Consider the following 14,482-nt stretch of genomic DNA (forward strand, 5'->3'; position numbering starts at 1 on the left):
GCGTGGCGGAACCACCCGCCATGGCACCCCCCCTTCTGATCCTCCAGGACATCCACCTCCACATGGGGACCACCCCCCTGCTGACCGGCGCGACGCTGTCGGTCGGCCAGGGGGAGCGGCTGGCGCTGGTCGGCCGCAACGGCTCCGGCAAGTCCACCCTGCTGCGGATCGCCGCCGGCACGCTGGAGCCGGAGCGCGGCAGCCGCTTCCTGCAGCCCGGCGCGACCATGCGCAGCCTGCCGCAGGAGCCGGAATTCGGCGATGCCGCCACCACCTGGGACTATGTCGAGGCCGGGCTCGGCCCCAACGACGACCCCTACCGCGCCCGCTGGCTGCTGAGCGAGCTGGGGCTGAGCGGCGAGGAAAGCCCGGCGACGCTTTCGGGCGGCGAGGCGCGGCGCTGCGCCCTGGCCCGGGCCCTGGCGCCCAACCCCGACATCCTGCTACTGGACGAGCCGACCAACCACCTGGACCTGCCGGCCATCGCCTGGCTGGAGAAGGAGCTCTCCGGCTTCCGCGGCGCGCTCGTGCTCATCAGCCATGACCGGCGCTTCCTGACCGCCCTGTCCCGCGCGATGGTCTGGCTGGATCGCGGCACCACCCGCCGCATCGACCAGGGCTTCGCCAGCTTCGAGGCCTGGCGCGACCAGGTGCTGGAGGAGGAGGAAAGCGCCCGGCACAAGCTCGACCGGCAGATCGTCCGGGAGGAGCACTGGATGCGCTACGGCGTCACCGCCCGGCGCAAGCGCAACATGCGCCGCGTCGGCGAGCTGGCCGACCTGCGTACCCGCCGGCGGGAGGCGCTGCGCTCGGCGGGGACGGTGCGGATGGTCGCCAGCGAGGGCGAGGGCTCCGGCACCCTGGTGGCGCAGATGGAGGATGTCACCAAGGCCTATGGCGATGCGCCGCCGGTGGTGCGCGACTTCTCGACCCGGGTGCTGCGGCGCGACCGGGTCGGGATCATCGGCCCGAACGGCGCCGGCAAGACCACCCTGCTGAACCTGCTGACCGGCGGGCTGCAGCCGGACAGCGGCACCATCCGGCTCGGCACCGGGCTGTCCATGGTGACGCTGGACCAGAGCCGCGAGAGCCTCGACCCCGCGATCTCGCTGGCGGAGGCGCTGACCGGCGACAAGTCGGAACAGGTGCATGTCGGCGGCCAGGCGCGGCATGTGGTCGGCTACATGAAGGATTTCCTCTTCGTGCCCGACCAGGCGCGGACCGCGGTCGGCGTGCTCTCGGGCGGCGAGCGGGGGCGGCTGATGCTGGCCCGCGCCTTCGCCAAGCCCTCCAACCTGCTGGTGCTGGACGAGCCGACCAACGACCTCGACCTCGAGACGCTGGACCTGCTGGAGGAATTGCTCTCCGATTACCAGGGCACCGCGCTGGTGGTGAGCCACGACCGCGACTTCATCGACCGGGTCTGCACCAGCGTCATCGTGGCCGAGGGCGAAGGGCGCTGGCAGGAATATGCCGGCGGCTATTCCGACATGGTGGCCCAGCGCGGCCGCGGGGTGGAGGCGAAGGCGGTGGCCGGCGCCGAGCCCCGGACGGCGGCGGCACGGCCGGGCTCCCCGGTCGCCGGGCCGGCACCGGCGAAGCGCAAGCTGAATTTCAAGCAGCAGCACGCGCTGCAGAGCCTGCCCGCGCGGATGGAGGCCCTGACCGGCGAGATCGCCACCATCCGCACCGCGCTCGCCGCGCCGGGCCTCTACAGCCGGGACAAGGCGCGGTTCGAGCGCTTCAACGCGGCCCTGGCGGCGAAGGAGGCGGAACTGGCCAAGGCCGAGGAGGAATGGCTGGAGCTGGAGATGCTGCGCGAGGAGATGGAGGCGGGCTGAAGCCCTGCCTCCCTAGCCGCGCCGCTAGCCCAGCATCCAGCGCCCCCGCTCGACCGTCGAGAAGAACTCCGCCACCGCGCGGTTGAAGGCGGCCGGTTCCTCCAGGTTGATGGCATGGCCGGTGCGCGGCGCCATCCAGAGCCCGGCATTCGGCAGCACCTTCTTCAGGAAGATATTGGTCTCGATGCAGGGCCAGTCCTCGTCGCCAACGGCCAGCAGGGTCGGCACGGTCATGCGCCGCAGCTCCGCCTCCCAGTCGAAGATCGAATCCCGCTCGCCCTGGAAATGCTTCATGGTCAGCCCGGTGCCGAGGCCGGAATGCTGCGCGAGCCGGTCCATGTAGGCGGCCCAGCCGCGCGGGTCCTTCTTCTTGAGCTGGATGCGGGTCGGGGAATGTCCGGTCTCCTCGGCCAGCTCGCCCGGCCAGCCCTGGGCGATGAGCTGCTCGCCGCGGGCCGCGCAGGCGGCGCGGAAGGCGGCCTGGTCCGATTTGGGGGAGCCGCTGCCGGCGCCGGCCGGGACCAGGCAGCTCGCCATCTCCGGGTGGCGGATGCCGAAGAGGATGCTGGCGAAGCCGCCCATGCTGAGGCCGACGATATGCGCCTTGGCGATGCCGAGGTGCTTCAGCACCGCGACGGCATCGCCGACGGCGTAGTCCTGGCCATAGAGCTTGGGGTCGGTCGGGACATCCGAGGGCGGATAGCCGCGGGCCGCGTAGGTGATGCAGCGGTATTCGCGGGAGAAGAACCGCACCTGGTCCTCCCATTCCCGGTGGTCGGCACCGAATTCGTGGATGAACAGGATGGGGTGGCCGGTGCCGGCCTCCTCGTACCAGATGCGCGCGCCGCTCGCCTGGGCATGGGGCATGGGTCGTTTCCTCCGGATGGCTTGGCGCGATCCTGCACCCGATCCGGGCGCTTGCCACCCCCTCGACATTCCGGCCCCGGCGGGGGAGGCTGGCGGCGATGCCGGCACGCCGATGATGGGCCCAAGGATGGCCCGGGACCCAAGGTCCCACCCGTTGAAGCGCCTTTTCGCGCAGCCCGACTTCGTCCGCCTCTGGGCGGTCGGCGGCCTCGCCAATGCGATGCGCTGGGTCGAGATCCTGGTCGCCGGCGTCTACATCTTCGAGGTCACCGGCTCGGCCCTGGCGGTCTCCCTCCTCGCCCTGGTGCGGGCGCTGCCGATGCTGGTCTTCGGCGCGGTCGCGGGCGCGCTGGCGGAGACGCTGGACCGCCGCCGCCTGCTGATGGCTGGCCAGGCGCTGAGCTGCGCCAGCACCTGCGGCATCCTCGCCCTGGCCCTGGCCGGCGCGCTGCACCCCTGGCACCTCGGCGTCTCCAGCTTCCTCGGCGGGCTGGTCTGGACCGGGGAGATGGCCTCCCGCCGCCGCATGGTGACCGAGGTCGCCGGCGAGGGCGACGTGGTCCCGGCCCTGGCGACGGATAGCCTGACCAACAACACCACCCGCATGCTCGGGCCGCTGATCGGCGGGGCGCTGTACCAGGGGCTGGGCCTCGCGGCGGCCTATGGCGTTGCCGCCGGCTGCTACCTGGTGACCGCCAGCCTGCTCGGCGGGGTGCGGCATGCCCAGGTGCCGCGGCGGCTGCGGCCGCGACAGCTCGCCGCCGACGTGGTCGATGCGGTGCGGGTCGTCGGCCGCTTCCCGGCGCTGCAGGCGGTGATCCTGGTGACGCTGGCGATGAACCTGTTTGGCTTCAGCTTCACCGCGGTGCTGCCGGCGCTGGGCGCCCAGGCCTTCGACGCCTCCCCCGTCCAGATCGGGCTGCTGACCGCGGCGGAGCCGGCCGGGGCGCTGCTGACCGGCCTCGCCCTGTCGACACGGCGGGGCATCCCGCTCTCGGCGCCGCTGATGGTGGCGGGATGCGCCTTCTTCATGCTCTGCCTGCTGGTGGTCGCCTCGGCCGGGTCGCTGCCGGTCGCGGTCGCGGTGCTGATGGTCGGCGGGATCGGCACCGCGCTGTTTGCCGCGCTGCAGACCGCGCTGCCGGTCACCCAGGCGCCGGCCGAGGCGCGCTCCCGCGTGCTCGGACTGGTCACCACCTGCATCGGCCTCGGCCCGGCCGGGGCCTTGACGATCGGCGCCCTGGCGGATCACTGGGGGCCGGGCGTCGCCATTCCGGCGATGGCCAGCGCCGGGCTGGTGCTGCTGGGCTATACCGCCCTGGTCGCGCGGCGGGCCCCGGATGAGGAGCGGACAGGATGAGCGAGCAGGTCGGCCACCACCTCGCGGGCCAGCGGGAGGCGATCCTCGACCGGCTGCTGGCGCTGCTGCGGCTGCCCTCGGTCAGCACCGACCCGGCCTATGCCGGCGGCATGGCGGCGGCGCGGGACTTCCTCTGCGACCGGCTGCGGGCGCTCGGCCTGGGTGACGTGCGGCTGCTCGACGGCGGCGGCCAGCCGGCGATCTACGCGAGCTGGCTCGGCGCGCCGGGCCGGCCCACCATCATCATCTACGGCCATTACGACGTGCAGCCGCCGGACCCGCTGGAGCTCTGGCGATCCCCGCCCTTCGAGCCCACCATCCGCGACGGCCGAATCTATGCCCGCGGCGCCTCGGACGTGAAGGGCTCGACCCTGATCGCGGTCGAGACCATCGGCGCCTTCCTCGCGGTGGAGGGCGGCTGCCCGGTCAACATCAAGCTGTTCCTGGAGGGCGAGGAGGAGGTCGGCTCGCCCTCCCTCCCCGTCATCATCGACCGGTACCGGGATCTGCTGGCCGCCGACGCCATGCTCTCGGCCGATGGCGGCCGCGCCAGCACCAGCTTCCCCAGCGTCAGCGTCGGCTGCCGCGGCATCACCGCCCTGGCCTTCAGCCTCCGCACCGCGGCGAAGGACGCCCATTCCGGCCGGGTCGGCGGCGCGGTGCGCAACGCCCTGCACGAGATGGCGAAGCTCGTCGCCTCCCTGCACGACGAGCAGGGGCGCATCCGGGTCGAGGGCTTCCTCGACGGCGCCATGGACGTGACCCAGGACATCCGCGCCGAGGCCGCCGCCCTGCCCTTCGACGAGGCCGCCTGGTACGCCGAGCTCGGCGCCACGCCCTTCGGCGACCCCGACTACAGCGTGCGGGAACGCACCACCGTCCGCCCCACCGTCGAGGTGAACGGGATGTGGGGCGGCTATACCGGTGCCGGCGGCAAGACCGTGCTGCCCTGCGAGGCCCATGCCAAGATGACCATGCGCCTGGTTCCGGGGCAGGAGCCGGCGGCGGCGCAGGAGGCGGTGAAGCGGCACCTGGAGGCGCATTGCCCGTCGGGCGTCGCCCTCGAATTCCACTACCGCCCCGGCGGCACCCGCGCCTTCGTCCTCGGCGCGCAGCATCCGCTGCTGCTGGCGGCGGAGCGGGTGACCGAGTGGATCCATGGCCGCCGCCCGGTGCGGACCCGGGCCGGCGGCACCGTGCCCATCACCACGCTGTTCCACGAAAGCCTCGGCATCGACAGCCTGATGTTCGGCCTCGCTATGCCGGACGAGGATGCGCATGCACCCAATGAGTTCTTTCGCCTGAGCTCGCTCGACGAGGGGTTGCGATCCTGGCCGTTGCTGCTCACAGAGCTTGGAGCCTTGGCGCCGGAGGACTTCCCGAAGCATCGCCGGGATTGAATTACGGCGAAAGCGGGACCATTTCGGCAGGACGGCGCAATGGGGCGTCCAACATCCTAGGGACCCCGGCCATGCCGAAAGAGACGACGTACACCGATGGCGTGCGCGCCGCGCGGCTCGACGGCCGCCGCGTGCTGTTCGAGGTCGAGGAGGCGGGCGTGCTCGTGCCCTGCTCCATCTCCCTCGGCGCCCTGCAGGACATCAGCGCCAAGCGCCACTTCAAGACCGCCGAGGTGCTGCAGTGCTTCACCAAGGCCCAGGACCGGATCGAGGCCGCGGTGCGGCACAAGCTGCGCACCCGCTTCCATGCGGAAGGCGCGATGCTGAACCTTTGGGCGGATGACTTCGAGGACCTGCCGGCGGACAGCATCCCGCATCAGCCGGTGGCGGCCGCCGCCGCGGGCGACTGAACCGCCCCACCGTAGGGGCGGCGCCCTGCCCGCCCCTACGGCGTCACGATGATCAGCCCCGCTGCGGCATCGCCGTCGGGACGATGGTCTGGATCAGGCTGCTGTCCAGCGCCTCATAGGCATGCAGGTTGATGGTGTCGTAGAGCTCGGCCCGGGTCTGCATCCGGTCGACCAATTTGTGCGTCCCGCCATTCTGCCGGATGGAGACGAAGAGCTCCTCCATCGCCTTGTTGGCGACGCGGGCGGCGGAGACCGGCCAGATCACCATCTGGTAGCCCATCGCCTGGAATTCCTCCGCCGTATAGAAGGGCGTGCGGCCGAATTCGGTCATGTTCGCCAGCAGCTTCACGTCCGGATAGCCCTCCGACCGCATCCGGCGGGAGAATTCGGAGAACATCTCGCGGTTGTTGAGCGCCTCGGGGAAGATCGCGTCGGCGCCGCTGTCGAGGAAGAGTTTGGCGCGCGCCACGGCGCCGTCCATGCCCTCGCTGGCGGCGGCATCGGTACGGGCGATGATGTACAGGTGCCGGCGGGCCTTGCGCGCCGCGGCGACCTTGGCCGCCATGTCGTGGGCGTCGGCGATCTTCTTGTCGTTCAGATGGCCGCACTTCTTCGGCAGCAGCTGGTCTTCCAGATGCACGGCGGCGGCGCCGGCATCCTCGAAGGTGCGGACCATGTGCATGACGTTCAGCGCCTCGCCATAGCCGGTATCGCCATCGACCAGCAGCGGCAGGGCGGTGGCGCGGGCGATCTGGCGGATGTGGAAGGCGACCTCGTCCACCGTGATCATGCCGAGGTCGGGGATGCCCATCGACAGCGTCATGGCGGCGCCGGAGAGGTACAGCGCCTCGAACCCCGCCTTCTTCGCCAGCAGCCCGGCCATGCCGTTGTGCGCGCCGGGCATCTGCAGGATCCCCGGGCGTTCCAGCAGCCGGGCGAAGCGATGGCCGGCGGGTTCCTCGGGGACATCGGCGCCGATGACATAGGGCATGGGGTATTTCCTCAGCGGAAGAAGACGAAGGTCGCCAGGATGAACAATGGGATCAGGAAGACAACCGCCCAGGCGCAATAGCCGAAGAAGCTGGGCATGCGCACCCCCTGCTCCTCGACGATGGCCTTCACCATGAAGTTCGGCGCATTGCCGATGTAGCTATTGGCCCCCATGAAGACCGCGCCGCAGGACAGCGCCGCGAGGGTCGCCGCCCCCTCCCCCATCAGCGCCGCCGGGTCGCCGCCGGCCAGGTTGAAGAAGACCAGGTAGGTCGGCGCATTGTCGAGGAAGCTGGACAGCGCCCCGGCCAGCCAGAAATAGACCCAGGGGATCGGCTGGCCGGCGGCATCGGTGGTCAGCGCGACCAGCCCCCCGGCCGCCCCGGCCTCGCCCGCCTTCAGGATGGACAGCACCGGGGCCATGCAGACGAAGATGGCGGCAAACAGCTTGGCGACCTCCGCCATGGCGCCCCAGGCGAAGCCATTCGCCTCCCGCAGGGCCGGTGTCGTCAGCCGCATGGAGGCATAGGTCAGCGCCAGGAAGGCGAAGATGGCCAGCAGCCGTTCCAGCCCGATCGGGGCACCGAACAGGTCCAGCTCGCCCGGCTGCCAGACGCCCTGGGCCAGCACCACGGCGACGACGCCGCCGAGCAGCGCCAGGTTCCACCAGCCCTCGATCCGCAGCGGGGTATGCGCCGCCACCTCCGCGGCGACGGCGGCCGGGCGTTCCCGCGCCCACATCCAGCTGTCGAGCAGCCAGTAGATGCCGAGCAGCAGCACCGCGCAGAACAGGAACTCGCCGAAGAGATGCGTGGTGGTCCAGAAGAAGCTCACCCCCTTGAGGAAGCCGAGGTAGAGCGGCGGGTCGCCCAGCGGGGTCAGGGATCCGCCGATGTTGCTGACCAGGAAGATGAAGAAGACGAAGGTATGGGTCTTGCGCGACCGGTGCTGGTTGGCCCGCAGCACCGGGCGGATCAGCACCATGGAGGCGCCGGTGGTACCCATGATGCTGGCGATCAGGGTCCCCACCGCCAGCAGCGCGGTATTGGTCGCCGGCGTGCCTACCAGCCGTCCGCTCAGCAGCACGCCGCCACCCGTCGCATAGAGCGCCAGCAGCAGGGCGATGAAGGGGATGTAGTCCAGCAGCAGCACGTGCCAGACCTCGGCCGCCGCCGCCGCCGGGCCGAAGGTGGCGGCGAAGGGCAGCACCAGCAGCAGCGCCCAGCCGGCGGCGATCTTCCCGTAGTGGTGGTGCCAGATCCGCCCGGCCAGCAGCGGCATGAGGGCGATCGAGAGCAGCATCCCGGCGAAGGGCAGCCCCCAGGCGAGCGAGAGGGCGGCGGGGTCGACCGCGGCGGGATGCGGGGTCACCGGCGGTCGTCCAGGGCCAGCGAGGCGATGATGCGGCCGGCCCGGTGAACCTTCCGCCTCCGAGGCGCGTTGGCGCGCAGCGAGGGATGGATCAGCACCGGGGCGGCGCCCGTGGTGCCCATGCGGCTGGCAAGCAGGGTACCGATGGCGAGAAGCAGCAGTGTGCCGGCGGGCATTCCCCAGGGCCCGCCCTGGACGATGGTGCCGCCACCCGACGTGGGCAGCGTGCCGACCGGCGCGAAGCCGGGACCCCGGTCCCGCACCCGGGATCCGGTCGTGGCGATCGCGCCGGAGGCCGGCGGCACGGCGCGGCGGGCAAGGGTCTCGGACATGGACCCAACCAGCCGCATTTCCGCCGCCGCCGCAACCCGGGCCGGTACCGGATCGGGGTCTCCCCGGCCCGGTGCCGCCGCCAGAGCCCATCCCCAGGGGCAGAAACCCGCCGCGGGCCGATTTGAGCCTTCGGCGATCTGCTCTAAGGTCCCCCCCAAACTCAGGAGCCAAGCATGGAAATGACCGGCGAGCGGCGCATCCCCGCGCCGCGCCAGCAAGTCTGGGAAGCCCTGAACGACCCGCAGTCGTTGCAGGCCGCGATTCCTGGCTGCGAATCGGTCGAGCGTATCGGCGACGACCAGTTCCAGGCCAAGGTCGCGCTGAAGCTCGGGCCGATGTCGGCGAAATTCGGCGGCAAGGTGAAGCTCGAGAACCTCAACCCGCCCGCCAGCTACACCATCACCGGTGAGGGCAACGGCGGCGCCATGGGCTTCGCCAAGGGCGGCGCCGATGTCGCGCTGGAGGAGATCGGTCCGTCCGAGACCCTGCTGACCTACAGCGTCAAGGCGCAGGTCGGCGGCAAGATGGCCCAGCTCGGCGGCCGGCTGATCGACAGCACCGCGAAGCAGATGGCCGACCAGTTCTTCAACCGCTTCGCCGCCGGGCTGACGCCGGCGCCGGCGGAGGAAGCGGTGGCGGAAGCGCCCGTGACGGATGAGGTGCCGGTCGCCACCGGCATGACCGAGGGCGCGCCCCGCCGGGTGATCGCCACCCCCGCGCCCGCCATGGCCGGGTCCGGGCAGCCGACCGCTGATGCCGTGCCCGGCACCGATACCGAATACCTCGCCGATGCCGGCGGCCCCGGGCCGCTGACCATGCATGGCGCGGATGGCCCCAGCGCTTCCGGCAAGCCGGTCTCCCGGCCGAACCCGCGTGCGGTGGACCCGGTGGCGGTGCAGCCGCTGCGGCTGCTGACCGCCTTCGAGCCCTTCGGCCTGCCGCTGCAATTCTGGGGCGGCGCCGCCATCATGCTGGTGATCCTGGTGCTGTTGTTCCTGTGAGCGGGACCGACCACGGCGCGACCGACCTGCCCGGGACGGTCGAGGCGACGCAGCGCCTGCTGGCGGCCGGCGGCTACGTCGCCGACCGGGCGCTGGCGACCACGGTCCATCTCGCGCTCAAGATGGGCCGGCCGCTGTTTCTCGAGGGCGAGCCGGGCACCGGCAAGACCGAGATCGCCAAGGTGCTCGCCGCCGGCCTGCCGCGCCGGCTGGTGCGGCTGCAGTGCTACGACGGGATGGACCTCTCGGCCGCGGCCTATGAGTGGAACCACGCCAAGCAGCTCATGGCGATCCGCCTGGCCGAGGTTTCCGAAGGCGGCGCCGACCGGGAAAGCCTAGAGCGCGGCATCTACGACCGCCGCTTCCTGCAGGAACGCCCGCTGCTGCGGGCGCTGTCCCCAGAAGGCGGCCCGGCCGTGCTGCTGATCGACGAGCTCGATCGCGCAGACGAGCCCTTCGAGGCCTTCCTGTTGGAGATCCTGGCCGATTTCCAGCTCACCATCCCGGAGCTCGGCACCATCAAGGCGGCGACGCCCCCGGTGGTGATCATCACCAGCAACCGCACGCGGGAGGTGCATGACGCCATCCGCCGCCGCTGCCTGTACCACTGGGTGGACTACCCGGATGCGGTGCGGGAACGCGCCATCCTGACCCTGCGCGCGCCGCAGGTGCCGGAGGCGCTTTCGGCCCAGGTCGTCGCCTTCGTGCAGAAGCTGCGCACCGGCGACTACTTCAAGCTGCCCGGCGTCGCCGAGACCATCGACTGGGCCGCGGCGCTGGCGGCGCTCGATGCGCGCGAGCTGGAGCCGGCCGCGGTGGACGAGACGCTGGGCGTGCTGCTGAAGTACCAGGACGACATCGCCAAGCTGCGTGGCGCCGAGGCCGCCCGGCTGGTGGCGGAGACGAAGCCCGCTTGAGCGACATGCCGGCCGACCTCGGCGAGGCGATGGCCCTCGCCACCGCCGGGGAAGGCGCCGGCGGCGGCGCGCTGGCCGGCAACATCCTGGCCTTCGGCCGGCTGCTGCGCCGCACCGGCGTGCCGGTCGGGCCGAGCGAGACCATGGCGGCGATGGAAGCGCTGCGCTTCGTCGAGATCGGCGACCGCCGCCAGGTCCATGCCGCGCTGCGTGGGGTGATGGTCCATCGCCGCGACCAATTCGAGATCTTCGACCAGGCCTTCCTGCTGTTCTGGCGCGACCCGGAGGCCGGGCGCAATGCCGCCGCCATGGCCATGCTGGACGGCTTCAAGGAACGCGAGAAGGCCCCGCCCACCAGCCGCCGCCTGGCCGAGGCGCTGAACCAGCCCAAGCAATCGCCGACCCCGCCGCAGCCGCCGGAGGAGAGGCCGCCCGTGGAGGTGGCGATGACGGTCAGCGAGCGCGAACGCCTGCAGGCCATGGATTTCGAGGCCATGTCGGCCGCCGAGATCGCCGCCGCGAAACAGGAGATCCGCAAGCTGGTGCTGCCGCTGGATGCGAAGCCGACGCGGCGCTTCCGCCCCGATCCCTCCGGCCCCGCCACCGACCTGCGTGCCACCCTGCGGGAAAGCCTGCGCACGGGGGGCGAGGTGCTGAGCCTGGAGCGCCGCCGCCGGGTGGAACGGCCGCCGCCGCTGGTGGCGCTGTGCGACATCTCCGGCAGCATGTCCCGCTATGCCCAGGTGCTGCTGCATTTCCTGCATGCCGTCACCAACGACCGCGACCGGGTCAGCTCCTTCCTGTTCGGCACCCGGCTGACCAACGTCACCCGCCAGCTCAAAAGCCGCGATGCCGAGGTGGCCTTCGAGATGGTCTCGCACGTCGTGCCCGACTGGTCCGGCGGCACCCGCATCGGTGAGAGCCTGGAGCTCTTCAACCGGGACTGGGCGCGGCGCGTGCTTGGCCAGGGCGCGGTGGTGCTGCTGATCACCGACGGGCTCGACCGGGAGGGCGCCAAGGGCCTTGCGGAGGCGACGGAACGGCTGCGACACTCCTGCCGCCGCCTGATCTGGCTGAACCCCCTGTTGCGCTGGGAGGGGTTCCAGCCCAGATCCCAGGGGATCCGGGCGATGCTGCCCCATGTGGATGAGTTCCGCCCGGTGCACAATCTGCAAAGCCTGCGCGCCCTGGTGGCGACGCTGAGCGGGCCGCAGCCCGTAAGGAGACTGGTGGCATGAGCGATTCGGAAGACATCCTGGCGACCGCCGCGAATTGGCGCGCGGCCGGTGAGACCGTGGCGCTGGCGACCGTGGTCGAGACCTGGGGCAGCTCGCCCCGCCCGGCCGGCTCGCGGCTGGCCGTCAGCCTCTCCGGCAAGCTGGCCGGCAGCGTCTCCGGCGGCTGCATCGAGGGTGCCGTCGCCGATGCGGCGAAGCAGACCATGGCGAGCGGGTCGCCGCAGCTGCTCGATTTCGGCATCTCCGACGAGCGGGCCTGGGAAGTCGGCCTGGCCTGCGGCGGCAAGCTGAAGGTCTTCGTGGAGAAGCTGGCATGACGCCGGATGTGCTGGCGGCGCTCGGCGCGGCCAAGGACGCGAAGCGCCCGGTCGCGCTGCTGACGCGGCTGACCGATGGCACGCAGTTCCTCTTTCCCGGCGCCGCTGTGCCGGCGCCGCTGGCCGAGGCCGCGGCCAAGGCATTGCGGGAAGATGCAGCGGCCAATCTCACCGTCGATGGCGCCGCCTGGTTCATCCACCCGCACAACCCGCCGCTGCGGCTCATCGTCGTCGGCGCGGTGCATATCGCCCAGGCGCTGGTGCCGATGGCGCAGGAGGTCGGCTTCGCGGTGACGGTGGTCGATCCCCGCCGCGCCTGGGCAACGGCCGAGCGCTTCCCCGGCATCACCCTGGTCCATGAATGGTCGGACGACGCCGTCGCCGCGCTGGCGCCCGACAGCCGCACCGCCGTCGTGACCCTCACGCATGACCCGAAGCTGGACGATCCCGGCCTCGACATCGCGCTGAAGTCGGACTGCTTCTACATCGGCGCGCTGGGCAGCCGCCGCACCCATGCCAAGCGGGTGGCGCGGCTGGTGGACATGGGCCATGCCGAGGCGACCATCGGCCGCATCCATGCCCCGGTCGGCCTCAACATCGAGGCGGTGACGGCGCCCGAGATCGCGCTCTCGATCCTGGCCGAGGTCGTCGCCGCCCGTCGCGGCGCGGCCCTGGCGCAGCGCGCCGCGCCCGCTGCCGCCCCTGCCGCTGCCGCCGCATGATCTTCGGCCCCACGCCGCTCGAGGAAGCCCGCGGCGCCATCCTCGCCCATACCATCCGCCTCACCGGAAAGGTCCTGAAGAAGGGCACGGTGCTGGACCAGGCGGCGGTCGCCTCGCTGCAGGCCGGCGGTGTCGGCAGCGTCATCGCCGCCCGGCTGGAACCCGGCGACGTGCCGGAGGACGAGGCGGCGGATCGCCTCGCCAATGCGCTGATGGGGCCGCTGCTGGCCCGCTCGCGCGCCTCCACCGGGCGCGTGAATCTCTTTGCCGATGCGGCGGGGCTGCTGGTGGTCAACCCGACCACGGTGAACCGGCTGAATGCGCTGGACGAATCGCTGACGGTCGCGACCCTCGCCTCCTATGTCCCGGTCTCGGCCAAGGAGATGGTGGCGACCATCAAGGTCATCCCCTTCTCGGTCCCCGGCCCGGTGCTGCAGGTGGCGGAATTGCAGGCGAAGCAGGGCGCCATCGCCGGGGTGCCGGCGCTGTCGCTCCACCCCTTCCGGCCCTTGAAGGTCGGCCTCGTGCTGACCGAGCTGCCGGGGGTGAAGGAAAGCGTCATGGAGGGCGCCGTCGAGGTGACGCGCGACCGGGTCGAGGCGCTCTGCGGCACGCTGCTGCCGCATGAGCGGGTGCGGCACGAGACCCCGGCCGTCTCCGATGCGCTGAACCGGCTGAAGCGGGCCGGGGCGCAGGTGCTGCTGATCGCCGGCGCCTCCGCCGTGGTGGACCGGCGCGACGTCGGACCGGCGGCGATCGTCCGGGCCGGCGGTGCCATCGACCATTTCGGCATGCCGGTCGATCCCGGCAACCTGATCTGCCTCGGCCATATCGACGACATCCCGGCGCTGGTCCTGCCGGGCTGCGCCAAGTCGCCCAAGCTGAACGGTATCGACTGGGTGCTGCAGCGGCTGTTCGCCGGCCTCGCGGTGAAGCCGCGCGACGTAATGGCCATGGGTGTCGGCGGGCTGCTGAAGGAGATCGAGGCGCGGCCGCTGCCGCGCGCCCAGGCGGCGCTCGGCGGCCCGGCCCAGGCGCCGCGGCGCGGCCGCAAGATCGCCGCCCTGGTGCTGGCGGCCGGCCGCAGCCGGCGGATGGCGCCGCTGAACAAGCTGCTGGTGCAGGACGACCAGGGCGTGCCGATGGTGGCGCGCGTGGTGGAGAATGCCCTCGCCTCCCGCGCCCGGCCCGTCGTGGTGGTGACCGGCTACGAGCATGAGCGGGTGGAGCAGGCGCTCTCCGGCCGCTCCGTCATCTTCGCCCATGCGGAGGATTACGCCGAAGGCCTCTCGGCCAGCCTGAAGGCCGGGCTGGCGGCGCTGCCGAAGGACCTGGACGCAGTCGTCATCTGCCTCGGCGACATGCCGCTGGTGGCCGGGCCGATGATCGACCGGCTGATGGCCGCCTTCGACCCGGAGGAGGGCCGCAGCATCGTCATGCCGACCTTCCGCGGCAAGCAGGGCAACCCGATGCTCTGGGCGATGGAGTATCTGCCGGAGATGATGAGCATCAGCGGCGACGTCGGCGCCCGGCACCTGGCGGGCAAGCATGCGGAAAAGGTGGCGGAGGTCGAGATGGCCGACGACGCCGTGCTGCGGGACTTCGACACGACGGATGCGCTGCGCAAGGCGCCGGGGTTTGCCGGGGTCAGGTAGCCGAAGCGACGCGTACCCGACTCAGAAAAATAGATGAGGGGCCTGGGGAGAATACCTTCT

Annotated in this window: 14 protein-coding genes; 10 read left to right on the forward strand and 4 right to left on the reverse strand. The window is 71.6% G+C overall.

Features of this window, described 5'->3' with window-relative positions:
- The first annotated feature begins 20 nt into the window (after positions 1–20).
- Positions 21–1,841, forward strand: coding sequence for an ABC-F family ATP-binding cassette domain-containing protein (locus AC0IW9_RS04115; protein WP_471646936.1), 1,821 nt, complete (start codon positions 21–23; stop codon positions 1,839–1,841).
- A 24-nt stretch (positions 1,842–1,865) separates the two neighbouring features.
- On the opposite strand, the gene AC0IW9_RS04120 is transcribed toward AC0IW9_RS04115, so the two are convergent.
- The gene (locus AC0IW9_RS04120; protein WP_471646937.1) at positions 1,866–2,708 is read right to left on the reverse strand and encodes an alpha/beta fold hydrolase; all 843 of its coding nucleotides are present in this window, start codon (positions 2,706–2,708) and stop codon (positions 1,866–1,868) included.
- Positions 2,709–2,862: 154 nt separating this feature from the next.
- Between AC0IW9_RS04120 and AC0IW9_RS04125 the strand changes: the two genes are divergently transcribed.
- The 3 genes from AC0IW9_RS04125 to AC0IW9_RS04135 all read left to right on the forward strand — a co-directional run bounded on the left by AC0IW9_RS04125 (position 2,863) and on the right by AC0IW9_RS04135 (position 5,878).
- Positions 2,863–4,068, forward strand: coding sequence for an MFS transporter (locus AC0IW9_RS04125; protein WP_471646938.1), 1,206 nt, complete (start codon positions 2,863–2,865; stop codon positions 4,066–4,068).
- Positions 4,065–5,468, forward strand: coding sequence for a dipeptidase (locus AC0IW9_RS04130; RefSeq protein ID WP_471646939.1), 1,404 nt, complete (start codon positions 4,065–4,067; stop codon positions 5,466–5,468). Before AC0IW9_RS04125 ends, AC0IW9_RS04130 begins: the two co-directional genes overlap by 4 nt.
- 71 nt (positions 5,469–5,539) lie before the next feature.
- A complete protein-coding gene (locus AC0IW9_RS04135) occupies positions 5,540–5,878 on the forward strand; it encodes a DUF1488 family protein (protein WP_471646940.1) in 339 nt (112 codons plus the stop codon).
- Between the two features lie 52 nt (positions 5,879–5,930).
- Here the strand turns inward: AC0IW9_RS04135 and prpB are convergent, their stop codons facing one another.
- From prpB to AC0IW9_RS04150, 3 genes are read right to left on the reverse strand one after another with little or no spacing between them, the layout of a single operon-like run.
- On the reverse strand, positions 5,931–6,869 hold the full coding sequence (prpB, locus tag AC0IW9_RS04140; protein ID WP_471646941.1) for a methylisocitrate lyase: 939 nt from the start codon (positions 6,867–6,869) through the stop codon (positions 5,931–5,933).
- A gap of 11 nt (positions 6,870–6,880) precedes the next feature.
- Entirely contained in the window at positions 6,881–8,239 is a 1,359-nt protein-coding gene (locus AC0IW9_RS04145) for a sodium:proton antiporter (RefSeq protein WP_471646942.1), read from the reverse strand.
- Positions 8,236–8,571 carry a sodium:proton antiporter gene (locus AC0IW9_RS04150; protein WP_471646943.1) on the reverse strand — a complete coding sequence of 112 codons (336 nt, stop codon included), beginning with the start codon at positions 8,569–8,571 and terminating at the stop codon, positions 8,236–8,238. The genes AC0IW9_RS04145 and AC0IW9_RS04150 overlap by 4 nt, the downstream gene beginning before the upstream one ends.
- Positions 8,572–8,745: 174 nt before the next feature.
- On the opposite strand from AC0IW9_RS04150, the gene AC0IW9_RS04155 reads away from it, so the two are divergent.
- From AC0IW9_RS04155 to AC0IW9_RS04180, 6 genes are read left to right on the forward strand one after another with little or no spacing between them, the layout of a single operon-like run.
- Complete coding sequence (locus tag AC0IW9_RS04155; RefSeq protein ID WP_471646944.1) at positions 8,746–9,573, forward strand: SRPBCC family protein; 828 nt, start codon at positions 8,746–8,748, stop codon at positions 9,571–9,573.
- Complete coding sequence (locus tag AC0IW9_RS04160; RefSeq protein ID WP_471646945.1) at positions 9,570–10,490, forward strand: AAA family ATPase; 921 nt, start codon at positions 9,570–9,572, stop codon at positions 10,488–10,490. Before AC0IW9_RS04155 ends, AC0IW9_RS04160 begins: the two co-directional genes overlap by 4 nt.
- Before the next feature lie 5 nt (positions 10,491–10,495).
- Positions 10,496–11,728: a vWA domain-containing protein gene (locus tag AC0IW9_RS04165; protein ID WP_471646966.1), complete on the forward strand. Its 1,233-nt coding sequence runs from the start codon at positions 10,496–10,498 to the stop codon at positions 11,726–11,728.
- Positions 11,725–12,045, forward strand: a complete 321-nt coding sequence (locus AC0IW9_RS04170) for an XdhC family protein (RefSeq protein WP_471646946.1) — start codon at positions 11,725–11,727, stop codon at positions 12,043–12,045. The genes AC0IW9_RS04165 and AC0IW9_RS04170 overlap by 4 nt, the downstream gene beginning before the upstream one ends.
- Positions 12,042–12,767, forward strand: coding sequence for an XdhC family protein (locus AC0IW9_RS04175; RefSeq protein ID WP_471646947.1), 726 nt, complete (start codon positions 12,042–12,044; stop codon positions 12,765–12,767). Before AC0IW9_RS04170 ends, AC0IW9_RS04175 begins: the two co-directional genes overlap by 4 nt.
- Entirely contained in the window at positions 12,764–14,422 is a 1,659-nt protein-coding gene (locus tag AC0IW9_RS04180; RefSeq protein WP_471646948.1) for an NTP transferase domain-containing protein, read from the forward strand. Before AC0IW9_RS04175 ends, AC0IW9_RS04180 begins: the two co-directional genes overlap by 4 nt.
- The last annotated feature ends 60 nt before the right edge of the window (positions 14,423–14,482 follow it).

The sequence above is a fragment of the Belnapia sp. AC561 genome, from assembly GCF_979252845.1.

What these genes read in the sequence shown, in the direction of transcription:
- AC0IW9_RS04115 (WP_471646936.1), top strand. Translation starts at nt 21, where the DNA reads ATGGCACCCCCCCTTCTGATCCTCCAGGACATCCACCTCCACATGGGG.
- AC0IW9_RS04120 (WP_471646937.1), bottom strand. Translation starts at nt 2,708, where the DNA reads ATGCCCCATGCCCAGGCGAGCGGCGCGCGCATCTGGTACGAGGAGGCC.
- AC0IW9_RS04130 (WP_471646939.1), top strand. Translation starts at nt 4,065, where the DNA reads ATGAGCGAGCAGGTCGGCCACCACCTCGCGGGCCAGCGGGAGGCGATC.
- AC0IW9_RS04135 (WP_471646940.1), top strand. Translation starts at nt 5,540, where the DNA reads ATGCCGAAAGAGACGACGTACACCGATGGCGTGCGCGCCGCGCGGCTC.
- prpB (WP_471646941.1), bottom strand. Translation starts at nt 6,869, where the DNA reads ATGCCCTATGTCATCGGCGCCGATGTCCCCGAGGAACCCGCCGGCCAT.
- AC0IW9_RS04150 (WP_471646943.1), bottom strand. Translation starts at nt 8,571, where the DNA reads ATGTCCGAGACCCTTGCCCGCCGCGCCGTGCCGCCGGCCTCCGGCGCG.
- AC0IW9_RS04155 (WP_471646944.1), top strand. Translation starts at nt 8,746, where the DNA reads ATGGAAATGACCGGCGAGCGGCGCATCCCCGCGCCGCGCCAGCAAGTC.
- AC0IW9_RS04165 (WP_471646966.1), top strand. Translation starts at nt 10,496, where the DNA reads ATGCCGGCCGACCTCGGCGAGGCGATGGCCCTCGCCACCGCCGGGGAA.
- AC0IW9_RS04170 (WP_471646946.1), top strand. Translation starts at nt 11,725, where the DNA reads ATGAGCGATTCGGAAGACATCCTGGCGACCGCCGCGAATTGGCGCGCG.
- AC0IW9_RS04175 (WP_471646947.1), top strand. Translation starts at nt 12,042, where the DNA reads ATGACGCCGGATGTGCTGGCGGCGCTCGGCGCGGCCAAGGACGCGAAG.
- AC0IW9_RS04180 (WP_471646948.1), top strand. Translation starts at nt 12,764, where the DNA reads ATGATCTTCGGCCCCACGCCGCTCGAGGAAGCCCGCGGCGCCATCCTC.